We start from the raw sequence: 18,808 nt of genomic DNA, 5'->3' as shown, positions 1-18,808 counted from the left end.
TCTCTATTTTTCACTAGATTGGAGAAGCCTATCTCACGACCAAAATACAAAGTTCCAAAAGATAAATTCTTATGTAACAATAAGTTTACAGATGTTTCATCTTGGATAAACCTAGATCAAGAATGGGCAGGGACTCGAGAAAAGTACATTCTTAAACCTAACGAAAAATCAAGTCGCTATCTAATCAAATTTCCAGAATATGGCGAGAATGAAATCTATACAGAATTATTCAACTCATATCTTGCTATGAGTTTCGGGCTTAATGTTGCTTCATACTTTCCATGTCTTTATAAAAACAAAAAAGGAATCATTGTTAAACGTTTTCTAGATGAACAAAAAAACAATGAGGAGCTCTGGGAAATGAAGGAGTTGATCTGTGAATATTCTGGCGACATAGGACTAGGGAAAAAATTAGGAAGAGATAAAGTTGTATTAAAAGAACATGATATTGATAATATTGTGATGATCCTAAATGAAGAATTTGGGTCAAAGATTCTCCATAGCTTCTTTAAAATGATTGGATTTGATTGCTTAATCGGCCACAGTGATCGACATTGGGAAAACTATGGAATTATACTAACTGGAGATAAAGACCATAATCTCTCCTATCGCTTTGCGCCATTATATGACACAGCAACAAGTTTCCTCGTAGGCTGGAGTGAAGACAAAATTAAACAAATTTTAAAGTCTGGAGAGCTAGATGATCCGCTATGGTATAGACCTACCAGTAAAAAGAATACTTGTAGGATAACTATCAATGGAAACCCTAGGACTAACCATATGGATTTATTAGAACACATAATTAATAACACAGGGTATGCTAAGTACTTGACATCATTGTTTGAGCCAATTAATAAATATAATGAAAAAACAGTTAGATATATATTAAGAAACTTCTGCAAGGGCTTAAGCCAAGACAGAAAAAATGTTATAATTAAGATCCTGAGCATGAGACATGCTCTTATTTCAGAAATCATAAATAAGGAGAGATAAATGGTTAGAAAAGCTTATGACAGCCTAAAATCACGAATATCTAACCTTAGAAAAGGTAAAGAGGCTCCTGACAATACTAAAAATGAGAGTATCACACTAAAAATAGTCGCCAACAATAAAATTGTAGCCTTTTTGACTATGAACGAGTCCAATAAAATGTACTCTCTTACTTATACTACAGACTTTTTAACTAGTGGAATTCCTCCATTTAATCTTAGTAGAAACGAAAGACCAAAGCCTGGCTTTACTTATGAAAGCGAAAGCTTATGGTACGCTTTTGTTTCACGCCTACCAAATCCTAATAGACCAGACTTTGACAGAGCAATGGAAAACGCTGGACTAAATGGAGATGAAGGTTACCTCGAAATCCTTGGAAAGCTCTCAAGATATAGTATATCTAAATCTTGGTCTATAGAACTGGATAACCAAGCAGCTTAATTTTCTTCTCAACATGACCGGACGTGACTCACGTTCGCTCTGTTGTTAACGATCCTTACTTAACTTGTTGGATTAACTTGAATCAAGATAAATTCACCAAAATAAAAAAGCCCACTCAACGAGTGGGCTTTTTTATTTTTATGGATATTAGTAAGCGATCTAATTGCTCTTGGCGGTTGCCTACAGGATGTAGGTATGTCGCGGAGGCCATGGATGGCCGAGAGCGACTCCCGTGCAAACTTGCTCACTAACTTAACAAAGAGCTAAAGTCGACTCCCCTAAATACTTACTTTACACCTTCACTCGGGAAACAGAAAATTCACATTTATTTTGCATGAACTCTACCCTTCTCCAACAATTAGTCCGCACACCAGCGGTAGACTAATTTATATAGAAAATGACTTCTAATGAATCATTTAACAAGGAGACAATTATGAAAAAGCTAAACATTAATACTAAAGAAAAGAGGTCAGTTTAACTGGCCTTTTTTTTTACTTTGATCTCCTTTGCTATTTCACTTTCATTAGGTAAAGAAAAAACACTATTTACCGCTTTAATGAGTTAGGATAGTTTTAAACAAAATGAAAGCAGGTAAAAAAAATGAATGATCAAAGTAATCGCAAAAAGGACCCTTTAGAAGGTGTGACTTTAAAGATGATGTTAACAGATGTCATCAACCTCTTTGGCTGTAAAGATATCTATAAAATGACTGAGATTAATAGCTTCAATGATGAACCTCCGATGTTCAATAAAATTTTAAAATTTATTAGAAAGAATCCATGGGCCATTCAAAAGATTGAAAAGATGTATCGAGGGAATTTAGAGACAATAGAGAAAATGAAACGCGATGGAACCGTATCAAAAAAGGACCTTGCTCTAGGTAGTGGTACTGGTGGACGTAAGACAAAATATTAAGAGGAACTAACTTGTCCAGAAATAAGAAGAAAAAGAATAATCTGAGAGCACAATATCGCCTCCTTCATGATGAGGCCCAAAGAAATGGTGAAGACTATTATAGAGATCCTGTGACAGGAGGTAGAGTCTCTACAGAGGCCCGCCTAAAGAGAATGAGAAAGTGCTGTAAAGATGGCTGTCGCCATTGCCCATGGGGTTTCAAAAAAAGAAGTTAATAGAAAATCAATCAAATAGATACAGGTACTGACTCTCTTACAATAGGTAAAAGAAAAGCACCTGTAATATATATTTAGAGATTTCTCTTATTCATTTCAATAAGTACTAAACTTAAAGCAGATTGAATTTTAGATAAGTCGTGCTCATACTTGCGTTTCATATCAGAATGACGTCCAAGGCTTCCAAATGCCCCTAAAAGAGTGCTTTGAGAATCCTCTACTCTGGCCTTTAAGTATGAAAGCTTTGATTCTGACGCCTTCATTAGTTCTTCTTTTAGAGTCAATAATGTCCTATCAGAACACATTGAAGCGTCGTAGATCAGAGTATAAGCGTCTTGTTTTGCCTTCTTAAGAGACATGACCTTCTCTTCTGACATATTGTAGAAGCAGCTATTAGATGCAAATGCTTGTGATGTTGAGAGTATAACGCTTAAGATGATAATTGCTTTCATAAAGTTTTCCTCATTTCTTTAATTTATAGTTTTCACCAACATATTAACGCAAGATCTATCCATATCAATTGAACTAACACTTCTTATAGGAGTGTCTATTATTTAGACATAAAAGAATAATATTCAATAAAAGTCCTCGATAGATTAATTGGTGGTAAAAAAGAACAAATGAAATGAGGGGGAATAAATGAAATCATTAATCATTGGACTATCTATTATTACATCACTTACTTCATCAGCACTTGGGGTAGATTTTGATAAAAATCTAGACATTGCAATCAGAAAAGCGGCGATTGCTACAGACCTTAAATTTAACTGTAGAGGATCTCTTCAGGAAAATAAATTGAGCTCACTTTGTGATCAAACAATCCGCGATGCAATTGAAGAAGGGTTTAGTGATCAAGAAATTGTAGATTCAATTATGCGAGTTCCAAATCGTGGAGATGAACGAGAAGCTCTACAATTTGAAGGCATTGAAGAAGCGATTGAAGAAGTTTATAGAAGCATGTAATTTTAATGCCCTGATAAAACAGGGCCATCTTTTAAATGAAATAAAAACTATCCATTACCTTCGCGTGTTTCTCTTTCAACCATTTCTTCGAGTTTCTTATGAAGTTCTCTATTCTTTTTAGATACAACTTTATTGAAGATTGGAAGAAATTCTTTCTTTCTCTTTTTCATAACAGGGCCAATTAACTCAGACAAAAAGTAGTTCTGATTAACATTTAGAAGCTTGTCGTATACACGGCAAAGCTCTTTTGCCAGCTCAGGAGACCATTCATCAACTAATTCATCCGAACTTTTTCGAATAAGTGTTAGAAGTTTATTATCACCACTTCCCTTGATTTCTTTTACCGCCTTGAGATCTTTTATATATGCCTCTTTCATATTCGAGCCAAAGCTCTGGTATGACATTAGGATCAACGAAAAAGAGATAAGAATATATTTTAAATATCGTTTTAAAATCATTGTGGAACCTCCTGCAGTTGTTCCTTATATGAATCCGGTATCTGGTAATAGATGGCAATCGGCCTTCTAAGGCCACCGACGCGAGTTGGTTCATCATTGATAAAGTCACTTATGTATTCATTCTCAGATGCCTTAATTTCAATATGCCCAGGTGCCCCTCTTCTGACTCCATCGACTGTCGTATTACGATTTGAATTTATTTTTTCATAAACGATAATCGCACCAGGAGGAGCAGTCTCAGGAGTTAAGTGAGACATTTCAGGATAATCGAGAATATTTTCAAATCCATGATTTCTAAGCCAATTCCCACCTTCGACAGCATCATCTGCATTACGACTCCATGGATATTCAGAGAAGTTTGCATAACGCTCACCCTCTTCGCCAGGATATGGATAGATCGCATGCTTAACATATGCTGCACACTTTGCTATTGATCTATTTGCTGGTTTGCTATTAGAAAAGCCACTTCTATTACAAAGCTCTCGTAAGCATTTAGATGCATTATTTCTAATTCTTGTAATCGTATCACGCATACGGGGCTCTTGAGTTGCATTTGATATCGCCTCTTCTAAGACTTTGCGATTCTGTAATCGTATGGCCTCTTGCTTCTCTTCTAATTCTTTAGCATATTGAACTGCTTTCTCACCTAATCCATTTGTTATTCTATCTAATTCATCTTGATTAAATGGGGTGATAATTTTTGGTAAGTAAGATAGTAGATTATCTTGATTTGAACATTGTACTACGACTTCAGACGTCGTCTCTAAAATCTGAACAAGTCTATCGCAATATGCAAATGGAGTGTCCTGTACTTCACAAGAGCGAAGTGTTTCTAGTGTCGTGGCCAGATATTGACTAAGCTTTTCTGGATTATCAATTAGTGACTCGACATGAGCTTCTAAACTATTTGGTTGTGCCAAAAAGTCATCAATACAAGAGCTCGTTGAAAGTCTTGGGTCAGAGTCATCTGTTGTGGTACAAATACCTTTTCCATCATCTCCTGGCCCAAAAATTAAAGGGTTACATCGAAAGAGATTGGCCCCTCCACAAGAGTTACGATATTTCTCGCCAAAGATTTCAAGTTCTGCATTATTTCGAACAGAGCGAGACCAAGGAGCTTGGCATTTACTATTTTTGATAGTCGTCATCCAGCCTCCGAAGTGACAATAAATTGTCGGATCATCTATTGAAGCGTATGCACTATCGAGTATACTCTCTAAGAAATAGAGCTTATTAACTGTTAAATATACGTTGATTTTTTCTTGCTCATAATCAGTTTTTCTAGCTTGCTGATCTAGAGAATTTAAAAGATTAATATGTAAGTCTTTACGTTGGGAAGTACTTAACTTTGAGTAAGCGACGCTTAATCTCTCTTGTGTCCACTCAAACTCACTTGCCAAGACAATAGAATTAAAGCCAATGAATAAAAATATAAGAACTATGTTCTTAATGTCTCTTCTCACATCTTCCCCACGAAATATCTCTGTATCTATTTCGGTCTAAATGTGAAAGAACTTTAGTAAAACACTACACTATAAACGAATCCTAAGCTTAGGTAATTGAAATCACTAAGACTATTCTATTATCATTTTCATTATTGAATAAGTAGCGTTTGAACTTAGCTGTAAGTGCGCCTCAAATACTCTCTCCTCTATCCAAGTCATACCACGGCCATCAAAGCATGTGATTGTAATCCAGCCTTTAAAAGGAACAATACTAGAATCTGGGCTTATTGAGTATTCCTTCCCCCAATGAATATTTTCTAACTTCATGCCTACAGGAAAAAGACTTTCATCTTCACAACTAATTTTTTTTCGAAAATCTGGCGTTAGTGAAAATGACTTATCTAAATAATACATTTGAATTGTTGAAAAAGTGTAACCAGATGAGAAGTTTACAACTTCAAGACTTAGCTGTTTATTATAGCTTAAGAAATAGTCTATCCTCTTTTTATTAAGATCCATATTGGAGCTAACTTTGGCACCTAGATAATCTAAGTAATGATGATTCTCCAAACCTGTTAGATGTCCCGTTTCATGAATAAGTAGCGCAACAATTTGACCAAAGTTAATAGCAGGAATATCTCTGTTATCTATATCTTCATATAATAAGTCACTATTAATAAAAATAGGGCCATCATTTGTTAGACCGGTAACAGCAAGTCTTACTCTATTTTCACCTTCAGTGTAGAATAATTTCCCACTGTCCTTTCCTGATAAAAATATTAATTTCTCACTATCTTTAGAATTAAGACGGGCAATATTTAAGATCTTTTTTAAATCTATTTCTTCTTGTTGTGTTAGCTCACAATTTAAAGAAAGTAGACAATCTTCGATATATAAAGGCAAATTTAAAAGTGCATTAGTAAAGTCTTGCTCTACGACACCCCCACCGTTTCCGACATAATCACCCATTCTTGCCACTATATCAGGAGTAATATTATTTGTTTTTTTATAACCAAAAGCATGTGGTGTACTTAATAAAATCAAAAAAATACATTTGTAGATAATTATTTTCATCATTGTTGCTTACCTTTTTTTACCAAAGTATGTGGAAAAAACTGAATATTGAGCTGATAAATTGAGTCTGCATTCTTATCTTTTGCAAAAGTGTGATTAAATTCCTGACAAAACTCTATAATCTTATCCTTAGCTTTTGAAATATCATCATCGCTAATGGCCAGTGTTAAAGAGCTAATTTGCCTTAGGGCCATTTCTATTTCATCAATGGACTCATGCCCTCTTGAAATCATTTCCTTATGATGAGAGCGAATGGCAGAAGAAGGAATCGTATCTCCTGTAGAGTAACCCTTTGTCGGTTTTTTTAAATTGCCATCCTTATCTCTTTTTAAAACACCCATTTTCACTAATTGTTCAATCGAACTCTTAACTTTAGAAGGTTGAACTTTTTTTCTTAGCTGATTTGAAATCCAATCATAATCTTCTCTAAAGTCTTCTAAGAGAACTAAGTTTTTAATAGCAAAGAAATGCCATTGTGAAATATATGAAAATTCATCTAAACTAATACGATTAAATGTACCATGAGATTTGAGTTTATTTAGATATTGTAAAGTCCTTGAGCAATCTTTATTTTTTCGTTTTTCTTTTTCAAGCTGAACAAGTAATTGCAAATACCTTGCTTCATCTTCAGACAAATCTAAATCAAAAGCAATAGAAGCAATCAAATCATGACTAGGAACTCTTTGTCCCTTTAAGACCATAGAAAGAATTGAAGAAGACTTATAACCGAGACGTGTGGCCCACTGCTCGAGTGTCTTTGGACGTGATTTAAAATGAGACGCTGGCGAGACTACATAATTTAAGTAGTCTAAAAAATTATCAAAATTTAAAGCTGATACTTTTTCCATTGCCAATTTTTCTTCTTATAAAAACACAAAGAGGGGGCCGAGGCCCCCCTACAACACAATCACTTATTAGTTACAAGCTGGTACGCTGTAGTCTAACTCGCTAGTTCTATAAACGTTAGTTCCACCTCTTGAAGTGTACTCAACGTCTAGAGTTCCATCTAATTCATATGAACGATTTTCAATTCCGTATTGAAGACATTTACCTAGTACACGGTCATCGCTATCTCTTGTGTATTCTCTTTCAAGACATACTTTAACAGTGTAATTAATTGCAGTTGTAAGAACACCTGTTTCAAAACCATTACATACGTAATCATAGTGTCCATCTGATTTTTTTCCACTGTCTGCAACCCATACCTTTGAGTATCCAGTACAATATTTAACAGGTGATAAAGTTCTTAGATTTTCACCGTCAGTACATACCTCAAGAATTGATCCAACATGACCTTGTGCCGAAAAGAATACTTCATCACCGATGATATTTCTTTGTGAAGCAAAAGTGTTAGCAGTAAATAAAATTGCGAATAGTGCGATTAGTTTCATAAATTCTCCCTAAATATAGTTTGTTAGTATCAAAAAGTTTTCTTTATAAAAACTTTAAACTTAATTTGTTGAAAAGAATTTATGAATTCAGAAAAATAATGACAAGTGATATTTTCACAAAAACAAAAATTATTTTTCACAAAAAAGAAAATCGCAATATTTTCAATATCTTACACGTGTCATTTTCACATTTTGTGAAAAAAAATGCTAAAAAAGTAAACTACTAGAATTACATCTTCTTGTGAAAGTGTGTGAAGAAAACAGAGGAATTTTTGCGCTCAAATAATTATCTAAGCCCGTATTTTGTTCTAAACAGGGAGCTCAATATTGAATGTTGTGCCATGCCCTGGTTCGGAATCATAACTGATTGTTCCGTTATGCTCTTTGATAAAATTGAAAGATAGAGATAGACCTAGGCCACTACCTTTTCCAAACTCTTTAGTTGTAAAATAAGGTTCAAAGACTTTCCTTTTGATTGCATCACTAATTCCAACACCCGAGTCGGAAACTTTAATTTGCACCTTTTCATTTGACTGAGAAAGAGTGACTTTAATCTCTTTATTATCACTTCCTTCAAGAGCATCTTTTGCGTTAGATAAGAGATTCATCATTACTTGCTGAATCTTTCCAGGATTACCATTGATTTTGATATCGCCTACTTGATTTTCAAGAGTAACCTCAATTCCATAATGATCATAGATTTGCTCAACCATAGCAATACAATCTTGAACGATCTGTGCAAGATTAAATTCTACCGTTTTCACATCATCTTTACGTGCAAAGGTTCTAAGTCCTTTAACGATATTTTCAATTTGATTTGCAGAGCCTTCGATCTTTTCAAATGAATTTATTATGCTTGCTTCATTTTTATTATTCTTATAACTTTCTCTCTTTAATCTCGTTAGATACCCTTTGATAATTGTTAATGGCCCATTTATTTCATGGCCAATTCCGGCGGCCAGCTCGCCAATAGCAGCAAGCTTTGAGCTATGAGTAATGACTTGATCCTTTTGTCTTAACTCATTTAATTGCGAGATCAGTTTTTGTTTAATCGGAATAATAATTTTAAAGAATTCGTAGATTAATAAGAGAATGATTAATGTGAAAAGTATAAACTCAACTTTACTTAGATTTAAAATTCTTGATTTTGAATAATCTGCAGACTCATAAACAATATGATTCATCGTTGCTAAGAAGCTTTCTGAATGAATGACGATATTGTTAAGACTATCTTTTTGGGTCTGGCAGTTATTGATTAAACAAACAACATCCTCTTCCATCATTTTTAACACAGGATCTAATGCTAAGTACTTATCTCTTATACTATCTGTGAATGCAGGAGCGATTTTGTGATCTTCACTACCATTTTTAAGATGTTTGTGTGTAGAAAAAAGAAGCTCTTTTGTTTTTAAGATGTCTTTACTAAGAGCGAGCTTTCTTTCTTCCCCACTTAAGGAATAAAGCAAAGATTGCTTAGCAAGTCTTTGGCTTAGCATACGCTGGCGACCGGCCAAGTTAATTATCTCAGAATAACTTTCTTGCTGAAGAATGAAGTATTGCACTAATGCCTGGGCCAAGATAGTAAAAGCAACAATTGAAATAAAAGCTACGAGATACTTAAATGTAATACTTTTCTCGTTTTCAATTTTCATTATTAAAAAATGTCCTTCGTAAATGGATAGAGAACAAAAAATTTTGAATCTACACAAATATAATAGGTTTAGCTCTTATTACGAAAATTAAACTACTTATACAAGTTTATAAACTTAAATTTAGAAAAATATGATAAAAAAACGTGTCATAACCAAAGAAGTTATAGATTCCAGTGTACTACACGTTTTATGAACTAATACTAAAATTTAGCGAAGATCACTTCTCTCATATGCATCAGTCACAAAAATTTCAACGAGTGCATTAAGAGCATCTGTAACAGTGAAGATTCCGTACACCTTTCCATTTTCATCCAGGACAATTGCTGAGCCAACTTTATTATTTGAAAGTTGATAGGCCACTTCTCCAAGATTATCACCACGATAAACAGATAAAACAGATTCATTCATAAAGTCTCTTACTCTAATTGCTTCCTGCCAATCTTTCCCATACAAGGCCATCACGTCACGCTCTGAGATAATCCCTAAGATTTGCTCTCCATCACTTACTGGAAGGTGTCTGATATTATTTTCTTTCATAATACTAAAGGCCTGATCCAATAGAGCATTCTCGGAGATGACATGAAGGATAGGTGTAGTGAATTCTTCGACTTTGATATTTTTCATTTTAAGCTCCTTGTTTAATAAATTCTATCACTTCAAGTTACAATTAATCTGAGCTATATCAGAGAATTCATTAAAATTAAGGTATATTTCAATGCTATAAGAAGCGTGTACTACACTCTATTTAATAAGCTATTGAAAACAAACGATATTTAATAATTGATTTGAATTAAAGCGTTATGTGTTTGTAATTTAAACAGCAAAACAATATAATCTGCTTATATGAAGACGGATAGAAAGAAAGTCATACTAGTTGCCGAAGACGAACCAATCTTAAATGAGATGTATGTTGAAGCATTTGAGTCACTTGGTTATAAAACAGTTGGTGTTTATGATGGCCATCAGGCTCTGGCTTTTGCAAAAGAAAATCAAGTAGACTTTCTAGTCACGGACTTAAAAATGCCAAAAATGGATGGGATAACTCTTATCGAAGAGCTTAGAAAAATTCACCCAGAAATTCCACCTGTTCTTATTATTACCGGATTCATCGATGAAGCAAATACTTTAAGGGCCAAGGAGCTAGGTGCCCTTGATCTCATGACAAAACCATTTGATTTCGACAATGTCATTGGAAAAATTGAAAAGACTTTTGATCAAGCCAGCTAAATTTTTTCTTAAAAATATTAAATTTCTTATCTAAAGCCTTATCAAACTTTCATATCTCTTAAGTCAAAAGCCATAATTAGCTGATTTTTATCATATTTTAAACGCAATGTTCTGTAACACACCATATGTTGCTCAAACTAAATAAATTCAATAAGATACATGTATGTTAGATAAAACAAGAAAGAAAGTTGTAATTGCTGAAGATGAAACAACATTGAATGAAATATATGTGGAGATCCTAGAAGATCTCGGCCATGAAGCAGTTGGTTTCGAAGATGGTGCAACAGCACTTGATTACATATTGAAAAACGAAGTTGATTTTGTTGTAAGTGACTTAAAGATGCCTATAATGGACGGTTTGACACTTTTAAAAGAGTTAAGAAAGAGGCATCCATCGCATCCTCCAGTGCTCATCATAACGGGTTATTTTAACCCACAAATAAGAAAGGATGCATTGGAATTTGGCGTTGTCGATCTCATTTCTAAGCCGTTTGATTTTGAAAAAATAAGTGAATACCTGGATCGCTAAAACTCACAGCTAAGCTGGAGGAGAATATGACAAAACTCACTCCAATTTATAAGAAAATAAGTAAAGTTTTGAATGATCAAAATACGGCAATAAAAGTATCTTCTTTTATCGTCACTTTAATTGCCTCATCAGTTATGTTTGGTTGGATAAAGAACATCCCTTCTTTGATTCAAGTACAACCAAACTTTGTTCCAATGCAATTTAACACGGCCCTTTGCTTCATCTTATCCGCTGCAACTATTTACTTTATATCTAATAAGAAAAGAATAAAGAGCATATTAATTCAGCATATCTTTGCAACAATATTATTTTTGATTTCTTTCACAAGCCTTCTTCAATATATAATCGGTATCAACTTAGGTATTGATCAATTATTTCTTGAACATTATATATTAGTGAAGTCAGAATTTCCCGGTAGAATGTCCCCTAACACGGCAACATGTTTCATTCTAATTTCGGCCTTATCTTTTGTCAGTTTACTTAAAGTTACAGAAAGAAGACTACTCGTTTTAAAGTTAATAATCACATCAATTATTATTGCTTTTTCTGGTACATCGTTTCTAGGGTATTTATTAGGAATTGATGTAACATTTGTTTGGCAAAAACATACGAGAATGGCCATTCATACTTCTTTTCTTTTTCTTACCTTATCAAGTGCATTCTTTTACTATGTAATTAAAAGATTTAGACACCGTAGCTACTTCAACTGGCTACCAATACCCACTGCATTAGTTATTTTAGTATCATTTGTTATAGCTGCTCAATTTATTAAACAAAATGAGGCCCAAACAATAGAGCAAACAATTATTCACGATTCACAAGATCTTGAGAGTAAAGTATTAATCGTCATTGAAGAAAAATTAAAAGCTATTGACAGACTCTCTCAACGACTTACCTATAGTGATGCTATTAATGTGAAGCGATGGGAAAAAGATGCTAAAGACTATTACGACGACTTTAAATATTTTGAACAATTAGAGCTTTACTTAAATGATCCTCCGAGAAGGTTCTTCTACCCGAAGCGTGAGCTATCAATTAACTTAGACCAAAAAAGAGTCAAAGAATTAACACTTTATAATACATCACAAAGTCGAAAACTCCTTATTAGCAATGTTGTTAAAGATAACAATAACGAGTCTCTCGTCTACGTATCAACACCAGTTATATCTAATAATCAGTTAATTGGTATTCAGGTCATATCAACGAATATTAAAGAGTTTTTCAATGAAGTTTTCACAGATATTGATAAAGAGACTTTTCAAATTAGAATACTTGAAAATAACAACCTTATTTATACTTCTTCAAATAAGAGAAATAAAAATGATAATTTCACTAGCTTCCTCTTAGATACAAATAGTGGAGAATGGAAAATCTCAATTTCACCAACTGATCGATATATTGCAAACCTTTCTTCATCAACAGCTGAGCTTGTCCTAATATTTGGTTCATTTATCTCATTACTTGGAGGACTGTTAATTTATAATTATCAAAATGTCGAATTAGCAAGAAAAGAGGCCCTCTACTCAGAAAAGATAAAGTCATCAATCCTAGCAAATATGAGTCATGAGATAAGAACTCCAATGAATGGAATCATTGGTATGGTGGATATTCTATCAAAAGACTTAAAGAACAAACAGGACTTAAAGAAGGTGCAAATCATTAAGTCCTCTACTATGGCCTTAATGAAGACAATTAATGATATTCTTGACCTATCAAAACTCGAATCAAATAAGCTTGAATTAAATGAAGAAGTTTTCAATTTTAAAGAATTAATAAGAGATATTGTCACTCTATTTTCATTAGAGAGTGCAAAGAATAACACCACTATAAGCTACTCATTCTCAAATGAGTTTCCGACTTGGTTTAAAGGTGACTCTTATAGAATAAGACAAGTTTTAAATAATATCGTAAGTAACTCTGTTAAATTTACTGAGAATGGAAAGGTTAAAATAGTTACGGACTTTAAACCAAACGGTAATAACTCGACTAAAATATCAGTACAAGTAATCGATACAGGTATTGGCATAAACAAGGAACAAATCCCTAAACTATTTGAAGATTATCAACAAGCGGAGCCTAGAACAACAAAAGACTTTGGTGGTACAGGACTTGGGCTATCAATAAGTAAAAGAATTATAAAACTCTTAAAAGGTAGTATTAATATTGACAGTAATCCAGGAGAAGGTACTACTGTTAAGATCGAATTTGAATGTACTCCAAGTGAAGCACCTACTCACAACACAAGATTATTTATATCTGAAAGTTACAATACCCTTAACGTACTTGTCGTAGATGACAGCCAGATCCAACGAAAAATCTTAAAAGAGTACCTTAAGAGATTAGATATCAAAGCGTCACTCGCAAAAAATGGCCATGAAGCACTAGAAAGACTAGAACAAAAACGCTTTGATCTTGTCTTTATTGACTACCATATGCCAACCCTTGATGGGATTGAGACGGCCAAGCTTATTAATGAAAAGTATGGCCTAAAAGCTCCAAAAATAATCGCCCTTACTGGAAGTATTGAAGTATCAAAAAATGAAGATTTTAAAGATGTTGGTGTTGATTTAGTTCTCTCTAAACCAATAGATTTCGAAAGTTTAAAAGGTATTATTTCTGAAAATATTGTAACTAAGAACAATACGTATCAGAAATCAACGACGGGATATCCTTATCTAAATAAGCTCATTTCAAAAGAAGAATTACTACTGAAGTTTGATGGGGATAAGCAATTACTAAAAGAATCAATCGATCTGCTACTTAGTAGCTCACCGATGTTAATTAAAAATATAGAAAGTGCTCTTGATGAAGAAGACTTTGAAAACTTAAGAATTAGTGCTCATTCTTATAGAAGTGCCATTGCAAACTTTCATATCGTACCAGCGATTAAATATGCTGAATTAATAGAAGATGCTGCACGATCACACAAACTTAACGAAGTAACGGAAAATTTAAAGAAGCTCAAAGAGGTATCACTTCTTTCACAAGAGAAATTGACAAAGATGTCCACAGAACTAGGTGCATAAATGTATAAGATATTAATCATCGATGATGACGAGATTTCCACTCATATCCTTTCAACAAAGTTGAAAAAGCTTCAATATACAGTGAGTGTTTATAATGACCCATCAATTGTCATGGAAGATATAAAAATAGTAGAAGATGCAGATATTGTATTATTAGATATCATGATGCCTAAATTTTCAGGCTATGACGTACTAAAAGAGATACGTCAGTATTATAGCCAAAACAATATTCCAGTCATTATGGTGACCTCTCAAAATACAACGTCAGAAATTGTTGATGCACTAACTTTAGGTGCAAATGATTATGTTAATAAGCCAATACAATTTGAAGTACTTCTTTCTCGTATAGAAACACAAACAAAAGTCTTAGAACTACATAAGAAGGATATAAACAACAAACAGATACAATTATTTCATGCGATTGTGGCAACCTACAATCACGAAATAAATAATCAATTAAATATCGCTCTAAATATATCTAAAGTATTAAGAAAGGACTTAAAAGATAATAAAGCAATAAACAGACTAGATCATGCCATTGAAAAGATTGGCCAATTTGTAAATAAGATCGAAGAATTAAATCCAACGATAGACCACTCAATGAAAGATTATTTGAATGAAGCTAAAATGCTAAACCTCAATAATGAAGAATGATTTATTACTTCTCCCAAAGAAGCTCAAGTTCACCAATTCTTTTTACAAATAAATACGATAAGACACCTGAAGCCATCGTTAGGCCAATAGCAAGACCGGCCCATAACCCAGCAGCTTCCATTCCATGATAGTAAGTAAGAAAGATTCCAGCAGGGATTCCAATTAACCAATAACCACAAAACGAATAAATCATAGGTAGCTTACTCATCCCCAATCCTCTTAAGATTCCCCACATGGTAATTTGTAGTCCATCAGGTATTTGAAAAAGGGCGACAAAGAAGAAAAGATTTGCACCGTAAGCAATAACCTCTTTATCTGTTGTGAAGAGACTCATTAATGTTTCAGGAAATAAGAAATAGAACATTGCCATACAAAGCATGTAAGCTTCGGCCATAAAGATACAACCATAAGAATAACTCTTAATCATATCCATATCTTTTCTTCCAAGTCCATATCCGACCTTAACACCAGCAGCTCCATTAATTGCCAGAGGAACCATAAATGTGAGTCCAGCTATATTTAGAACGATATTATGTGAAGCAGATGCTACGAGACTCATTCTCCCAATAAGAACAGTTACAGTTGAAAACATTAGAACTTCAATGAATGTACCAAGACCAACAGGTATCCCCAACCTAATTAACTCTTTAAATGACTTCTTATTAAAATGACTTTCAATTGGAAGAACTCGATATGCATAGACATAGAGAATGATCGCTAATACAAAGCGGGTAATAACTGTTGCAACGGCAGCGCCCTTAATTCCCATTTCAGGAATAGGGCCAATTCCAAACATTAAGCAATAATTCATAATGAGATTTATAATATTCATCACTATGATTAAGACATTTGAAAAAATAGTTTTATCAAAGGCCTGAAGGTATTCTTTAATCATTTGAAAAACTAAGGCCGGGATAATGGAGATATTAACCCAAAGCAGATAGGTTTTAACGAGTGGAACTATTTCTTTATTAAGGCCAATTGCATCGACAAAATACGTAAAGATATAGAGAGCAAGACAAATAAGAGAGCCTAGGCCCAAGGCCAAAGTCATTCCACTTCCCCATACACCATTAGTATGAGGATTAGCATCCTCGCCTCTCATTCTTGCAGTAACTGCACTTACAGAAAATAAAGCTGATACACCAATCATAACAAATGGGGCCAACATTCCAGATGCAACTCCAATAGAAGAAACAGCTGCAGTGGAATAGCGCCCGGCCACAAAGATATCTCCAACGTTAAATAACATTTGCCCAACCTGTCCGATGACAAGTGGGATAGTAAAGTAGATTAATTCTTTGAGTCGTTTTGATGTTGTTTCGATAACCATAATAGCTAGGAATATACCCTAATTTTTGAATTGATGGCATATAAAAATTGTCGTCAAAATAACTTTAGTTTCAACCTCACTAGGCGTATTCTAGGGATATAAAAAAGGAGGACTTTTGAAATTACTAAATAGCGCAAAGGAAGCACTCTCTCATGTCTATTCAAACTCAAATGTTTTTATTCACGGTGGTGATGCAACTCCTACTGAGTTAATTAATGGACTAATCGAAAATGCTCAGCGCCTAAACAATGTAACACTAACTCATCTTCATACACACGGTGAAGCGAAGTATGCAGACACTAAATACAAAGATATATTTAATATCGTAAACCTCTTTGTAGGAGGAAACTTAAGAAAGTATGTGGATTATGATCGCATTGATTATCTTCCTTGCTTTTTGTCTGAGATCCCAAACCTATTTCGATCAAGACAAGTCCCCCTCGACTTTGCTTTAATTCATGTAAGCCCTCCAGATGTTCATGGTTTTTGTACTCTTGGAACTTCAGTTGATGTGGCCAAGGCAGCGGTCAATAGTGCTAAGGTTGTCATAGCGCAAATCAATCCACATATGCCTCGTGTTCATGGGGATGGATTTATTCATGTAAGTGAAATTGACTACGCTATCGAAATTAATCGCGCACTATCAGATAGTCATGGAAGTCCCCTTAGCGAAGAAGATTTAAAAATTGGTCAGCTTACAGCGACTCTCATTGAAGATGGTGCCACTCTTCAGATGGGAATAGGAAGTATTCCCGATGCTGTATTAAGTAGTTTAACTAATCATAAGAACTTAGGAATTCACACTGAGATGTGGTCTGACGGTGCCTTAAAACTAATAAAGTCTGGCGCAGTTAATAACTCCATGAAGAACGTTCATCGAGGAAAGACTGTAAGTTCATTTATTGTTGGTGGTAAAGATGTTCATGATTTTATCAATGATAACCCGAGTGTAATTCAGCTTGAAGCCGATTATGTGAATAACCCTAGTATCATTAAGAGAAATCCAAAAGTTTGTGCAATTAATAGTGCCGTTGAAATCGACTTAACAGGACAGGTTTGTGCAGACTCAATCGGACATCATATTATTTCAGGTGTTGGTGGACAAATGGACTTCATGCGAGGCGCAAGCCTTTCACAAGGAGGAAAGCCTATCATCGTCATCAACTCTCGTAGTAAAAGAGGGATACCAAAAATTGTTCCAACATTAAAAAATGGTGCAGGAGTCGTCACAACACGCTCACATATTCACTATGTTGTAACTGAATTTGGTATTGCTAACCTCTATGGAAAGACACTTAAGCAAAGAGCACAAGAATTAATTAAGATTTCTCATCCTGAAGATCGACAAGAATTAGAAAGAAAATGGCATGAACTGCACTGTAAGCTCTAGCTTACAGTGCCTCTGTAGAGGTCGTGGCCTGACAGAGTAGATCCACTATACCATTGCCTTCAAGTTTTGAATTGGCGACTTTTAAATCAATACTCTTAAAAAGACCAAATGAGATGAATGACCTTAGATTTAGAATATAAGGAACTTCACTACCTTGTACCTTAACGAATTTATCTGCAACGTACTTCTCGTATATATCTCTAAAACCTGAGCTTTCAATCACTAGAAGCATAACTATAATAGTAATCTCGATACGACTCTCCTCAACTTTTTGATGGATAAAATGAGTTAATTCATCAATATTGGTGAAATTTCTTTGAGCTATTGAATCGATCGCTTCAACTAAGTTTTGCACACAGAACTCACCACAAGTTGCGATGAACTCCTCTTTTGAACCAAAGTGATATAGAACAGAAGACACATTTATTTCGGCCTTCTTTGCAATATCGCGAAGACTAACACCGTAAACACCACTTTCTGCCATCATCGGTAGAGCAACATCAATTAGATTCTGTTTAGTTTTGTTTTCTTTCATATAATATTCCTAAAAGTGTTAAAGAATATTCTTGATTCACATTCGTTAACATGTTAACTATATGGTTAAGACATTAACAAATATGGAGTATATATGTCAATTGTAACATCTAACGCACTGAAGGATAGCATTATCGCAAGAATTGTTCGCACGACGCGAATAATCGATAAAATGGTCTCTGAAGAAGTGGGCCAATATAAGCTAACCAAACCACAATTCGATGTCCTTTTAATTCTTAAATTCTGTAATCAGGAATTTATTACGACTACAGAATTATCAGAAGAGTTAATGGTATCTAAGGCCAATATCACAGGTATTGTCACAAGACTTGAAAAGGCCAATCTTATCTCTAAAGTTGTTGATGAAAACGATACACGCTCAAAAAAGATCGCTCTCACAGAAAGTGGTCTAGAGCTAATCGATCGTGTCATGCCACGATATTTTGCGATGAGTGATGAGATTTATTCTAAATTTAGTGAAGAAGAAAGACAGAAACTACTTTCTCAAATGATCTTCATAGAGGAATTCTACAATAGCAGACGTTAAGTTGTAAGACTTAGAATTTAAAAG

The 18,808-nt window shown here is 34.2% G+C and carries 21 protein-coding genes; 11 read left to right on the top strand and 10 right to left on the bottom strand.

Going from position 1 to position 18,808, the window contains the following annotated elements:
* Window positions 1-18 precede the first annotated feature (18 nt).
* From ACMAZI_RS05945 to ACMAZI_RS05930, 4 genes are all read left to right on the top strand, one after another.
* The gene (locus ACMAZI_RS05945) at window positions 19-993 is read left to right on the top strand and encodes a HipA domain-containing protein (protein ID WP_412473566.1); all 975 of its coding nucleotides are present in this window, start codon (window positions 19-21) and stop codon (window positions 991-993) included.
* Window positions 994-1,431, top strand: coding sequence for a hypothetical protein (locus ACMAZI_RS05940; protein WP_412473567.1), 438 nt, complete (start codon window positions 994-996; stop codon window positions 1,429-1,431).
* A gap of 600 nt (window positions 1,432-2,031) precedes the next feature.
* Entirely contained in the window at window positions 2,032-2,346 is a 315-nt protein-coding gene (locus tag ACMAZI_RS05935; protein WP_412473568.1) for a VF530 family DNA-binding protein, read from the top strand.
* Between the two features lie 11 nt (window positions 2,347-2,357).
* Window positions 2,358-2,561, top strand: coding sequence for a DUF5522 domain-containing protein (locus ACMAZI_RS05930; RefSeq protein WP_114705128.1), 204 nt, complete (start codon window positions 2,358-2,360; stop codon window positions 2,559-2,561).
* 74 nt (window positions 2,562-2,635) lie between these two features.
* On the opposite strand, the gene ACMAZI_RS05925 is transcribed toward ACMAZI_RS05930, so the two are convergent.
* Entirely contained in the window at window positions 2,636-3,013 is a 378-nt protein-coding gene (locus tag ACMAZI_RS05925) for a hypothetical protein (RefSeq protein WP_412473569.1), read from the bottom strand.
* Window positions 3,014-3,200: 187 nt separating this feature from the next.
* Between ACMAZI_RS05925 and ACMAZI_RS05920 the strand changes: the two genes are divergently transcribed.
* On the top strand, window positions 3,201-3,524 hold the full coding sequence (locus tag ACMAZI_RS05920) for a hypothetical protein (RefSeq protein ID WP_114705130.1): 324 nt from the start codon (window positions 3,201-3,203) through the stop codon (window positions 3,522-3,524).
* 47 nt (window positions 3,525-3,571) lie between these two features.
* Here the strand turns inward: ACMAZI_RS05920 and ACMAZI_RS05915 are convergent, their stop codons facing one another.
* The 7 genes from ACMAZI_RS05915 to ACMAZI_RS05885 form a co-directional block, all read right to left on the bottom strand.
* Window positions 3,572-3,982: a hypothetical protein gene (locus tag ACMAZI_RS05915; protein WP_412473570.1), complete on the bottom strand. Its 411-nt coding sequence runs from the start codon at window positions 3,980-3,982 to the stop codon at window positions 3,572-3,574.
* Window positions 3,979-5,445, bottom strand: a complete 1,467-nt coding sequence (locus ACMAZI_RS05910) for a hypothetical protein (RefSeq protein ID WP_412473571.1) — start codon at window positions 5,443-5,445, stop codon at window positions 3,979-3,981. Before ACMAZI_RS05910 ends, ACMAZI_RS05915 begins: the two co-directional genes overlap by 4 nt.
* Window positions 5,446-5,556: 111 nt before the next feature.
* Window positions 5,557-6,471 (bottom strand): hypothetical protein, encoded by a 915-nt coding sequence (locus ACMAZI_RS05905; RefSeq protein WP_412475114.1) that lies wholly within the window; start codon window positions 6,469-6,471, stop codon window positions 5,557-5,559.
* A gap of 29 nt (window positions 6,472-6,500) precedes the next feature.
* Window positions 6,501-7,349 (bottom strand): DUF4423 domain-containing protein, encoded by an 849-nt coding sequence (locus ACMAZI_RS05900; protein WP_133296836.1) that lies wholly within the window; start codon window positions 7,347-7,349, stop codon window positions 6,501-6,503.
* A gap of 66 nt (window positions 7,350-7,415) precedes the next feature.
* The gene (locus tag ACMAZI_RS05895; protein ID WP_114705135.1) at window positions 7,416-7,892 is read right to left on the bottom strand and encodes a hypothetical protein; all 477 of its coding nucleotides are present in this window, start codon (window positions 7,890-7,892) and stop codon (window positions 7,416-7,418) included.
* A 308-nt stretch (window positions 7,893-8,200) separates the two neighbouring features.
* The gene (locus ACMAZI_RS05890) at window positions 8,201-9,544 is read right to left on the bottom strand and encodes an ATP-binding protein (protein ID WP_412473573.1); all 1,344 of its coding nucleotides are present in this window, start codon (window positions 9,542-9,544) and stop codon (window positions 8,201-8,203) included.
* A gap of 207 nt (window positions 9,545-9,751) precedes the next feature.
* Entirely contained in the window at window positions 9,752-10,168 is a 417-nt protein-coding gene (locus tag ACMAZI_RS05885) for a CBS domain-containing protein (RefSeq protein WP_120405126.1), read from the bottom strand.
* Between the two features lie 219 nt (window positions 10,169-10,387).
* Here ACMAZI_RS05885 and ACMAZI_RS05880 point away from each other — a divergent pair, with 219 nt between their 5' ends.
* From ACMAZI_RS05880 to ACMAZI_RS05865, 4 genes are all read left to right on the top strand, one after another.
* Window positions 10,388-10,771 (top strand): response regulator, encoded by a 384-nt coding sequence (locus ACMAZI_RS05880; protein WP_120405127.1) that lies wholly within the window; start codon window positions 10,388-10,390, stop codon window positions 10,769-10,771.
* Window positions 10,772-10,934: 163 nt separating this feature from the next.
* Window positions 10,935-11,300, top strand: a complete 366-nt coding sequence (locus ACMAZI_RS05875; protein WP_114705139.1) for a response regulator — start codon at window positions 10,935-10,937, stop codon at window positions 11,298-11,300.
* A gap of 26 nt (window positions 11,301-11,326) precedes the next feature.
* Window positions 11,327-14,326 carry an ATP-binding protein gene (locus tag ACMAZI_RS05870; RefSeq protein ID WP_412473574.1) on the top strand — a complete coding sequence of 1,000 codons (3,000 nt, stop codon included), beginning with the start codon at window positions 11,327-11,329 and terminating at the stop codon, window positions 14,324-14,326.
* Complete coding sequence (locus ACMAZI_RS05865) at window positions 14,327-14,980, top strand: response regulator (RefSeq protein WP_412473575.1); 654 nt, start codon at window positions 14,327-14,329, stop codon at window positions 14,978-14,980.
* 4 nt (window positions 14,981-14,984) lie between these two features.
* Here the strand turns inward: ACMAZI_RS05865 and ACMAZI_RS05860 are convergent, their stop codons facing one another.
* The gene (locus ACMAZI_RS05860; protein WP_120405130.1) at window positions 14,985-16,313 is read right to left on the bottom strand and encodes an MATE family efflux transporter; all 1,329 of its coding nucleotides are present in this window, start codon (window positions 16,311-16,313) and stop codon (window positions 14,985-14,987) included.
* Between the two features lie 115 nt (window positions 16,314-16,428).
* Between ACMAZI_RS05860 and ACMAZI_RS05855 the strand changes: the two genes are divergently transcribed.
* Window positions 16,429-17,703 carry an acetyl-CoA hydrolase/transferase family protein gene (locus ACMAZI_RS05855; protein ID WP_412473576.1) on the top strand — a complete coding sequence of 425 codons (1,275 nt, stop codon included), beginning with the start codon at window positions 16,429-16,431 and terminating at the stop codon, window positions 17,701-17,703.
* Window position 17,704: 1 nt separating this feature from the next.
* On the opposite strand, the gene ACMAZI_RS05850 is transcribed toward ACMAZI_RS05855, so the two are convergent.
* Entirely contained in the window at window positions 17,705-18,238 is a 534-nt protein-coding gene (locus ACMAZI_RS05850) for a TetR/AcrR family transcriptional regulator (protein WP_334678271.1), read from the bottom strand.
* 93 nt (window positions 18,239-18,331) lie between these two features.
* Between ACMAZI_RS05850 and ACMAZI_RS05845 the strand changes: the two genes are divergently transcribed.
* Entirely contained in the window at window positions 18,332-18,784 is a 453-nt protein-coding gene (locus ACMAZI_RS05845) for a MarR family winged helix-turn-helix transcriptional regulator (RefSeq protein WP_120405133.1), read from the top strand.
* Window positions 18,785-18,808: the final 24 nt, after the last annotated feature.

The organism is Halobacteriovorax sp. YZS-3-1, from assembly GCF_047084945.1.
Taxonomy (GTDB): domain Bacteria; phylum Bdellovibrionota; class Bacteriovoracia; order Bacteriovoracales; family Bacteriovoracaceae; genus Halobacteriovorax_A; species Halobacteriovorax_A vibrionivorans.
The sequence above is the reverse complement of the archived record's forward strand: the minus strand, read 5'-3'. Positions and strand labels throughout refer to the sequence as shown.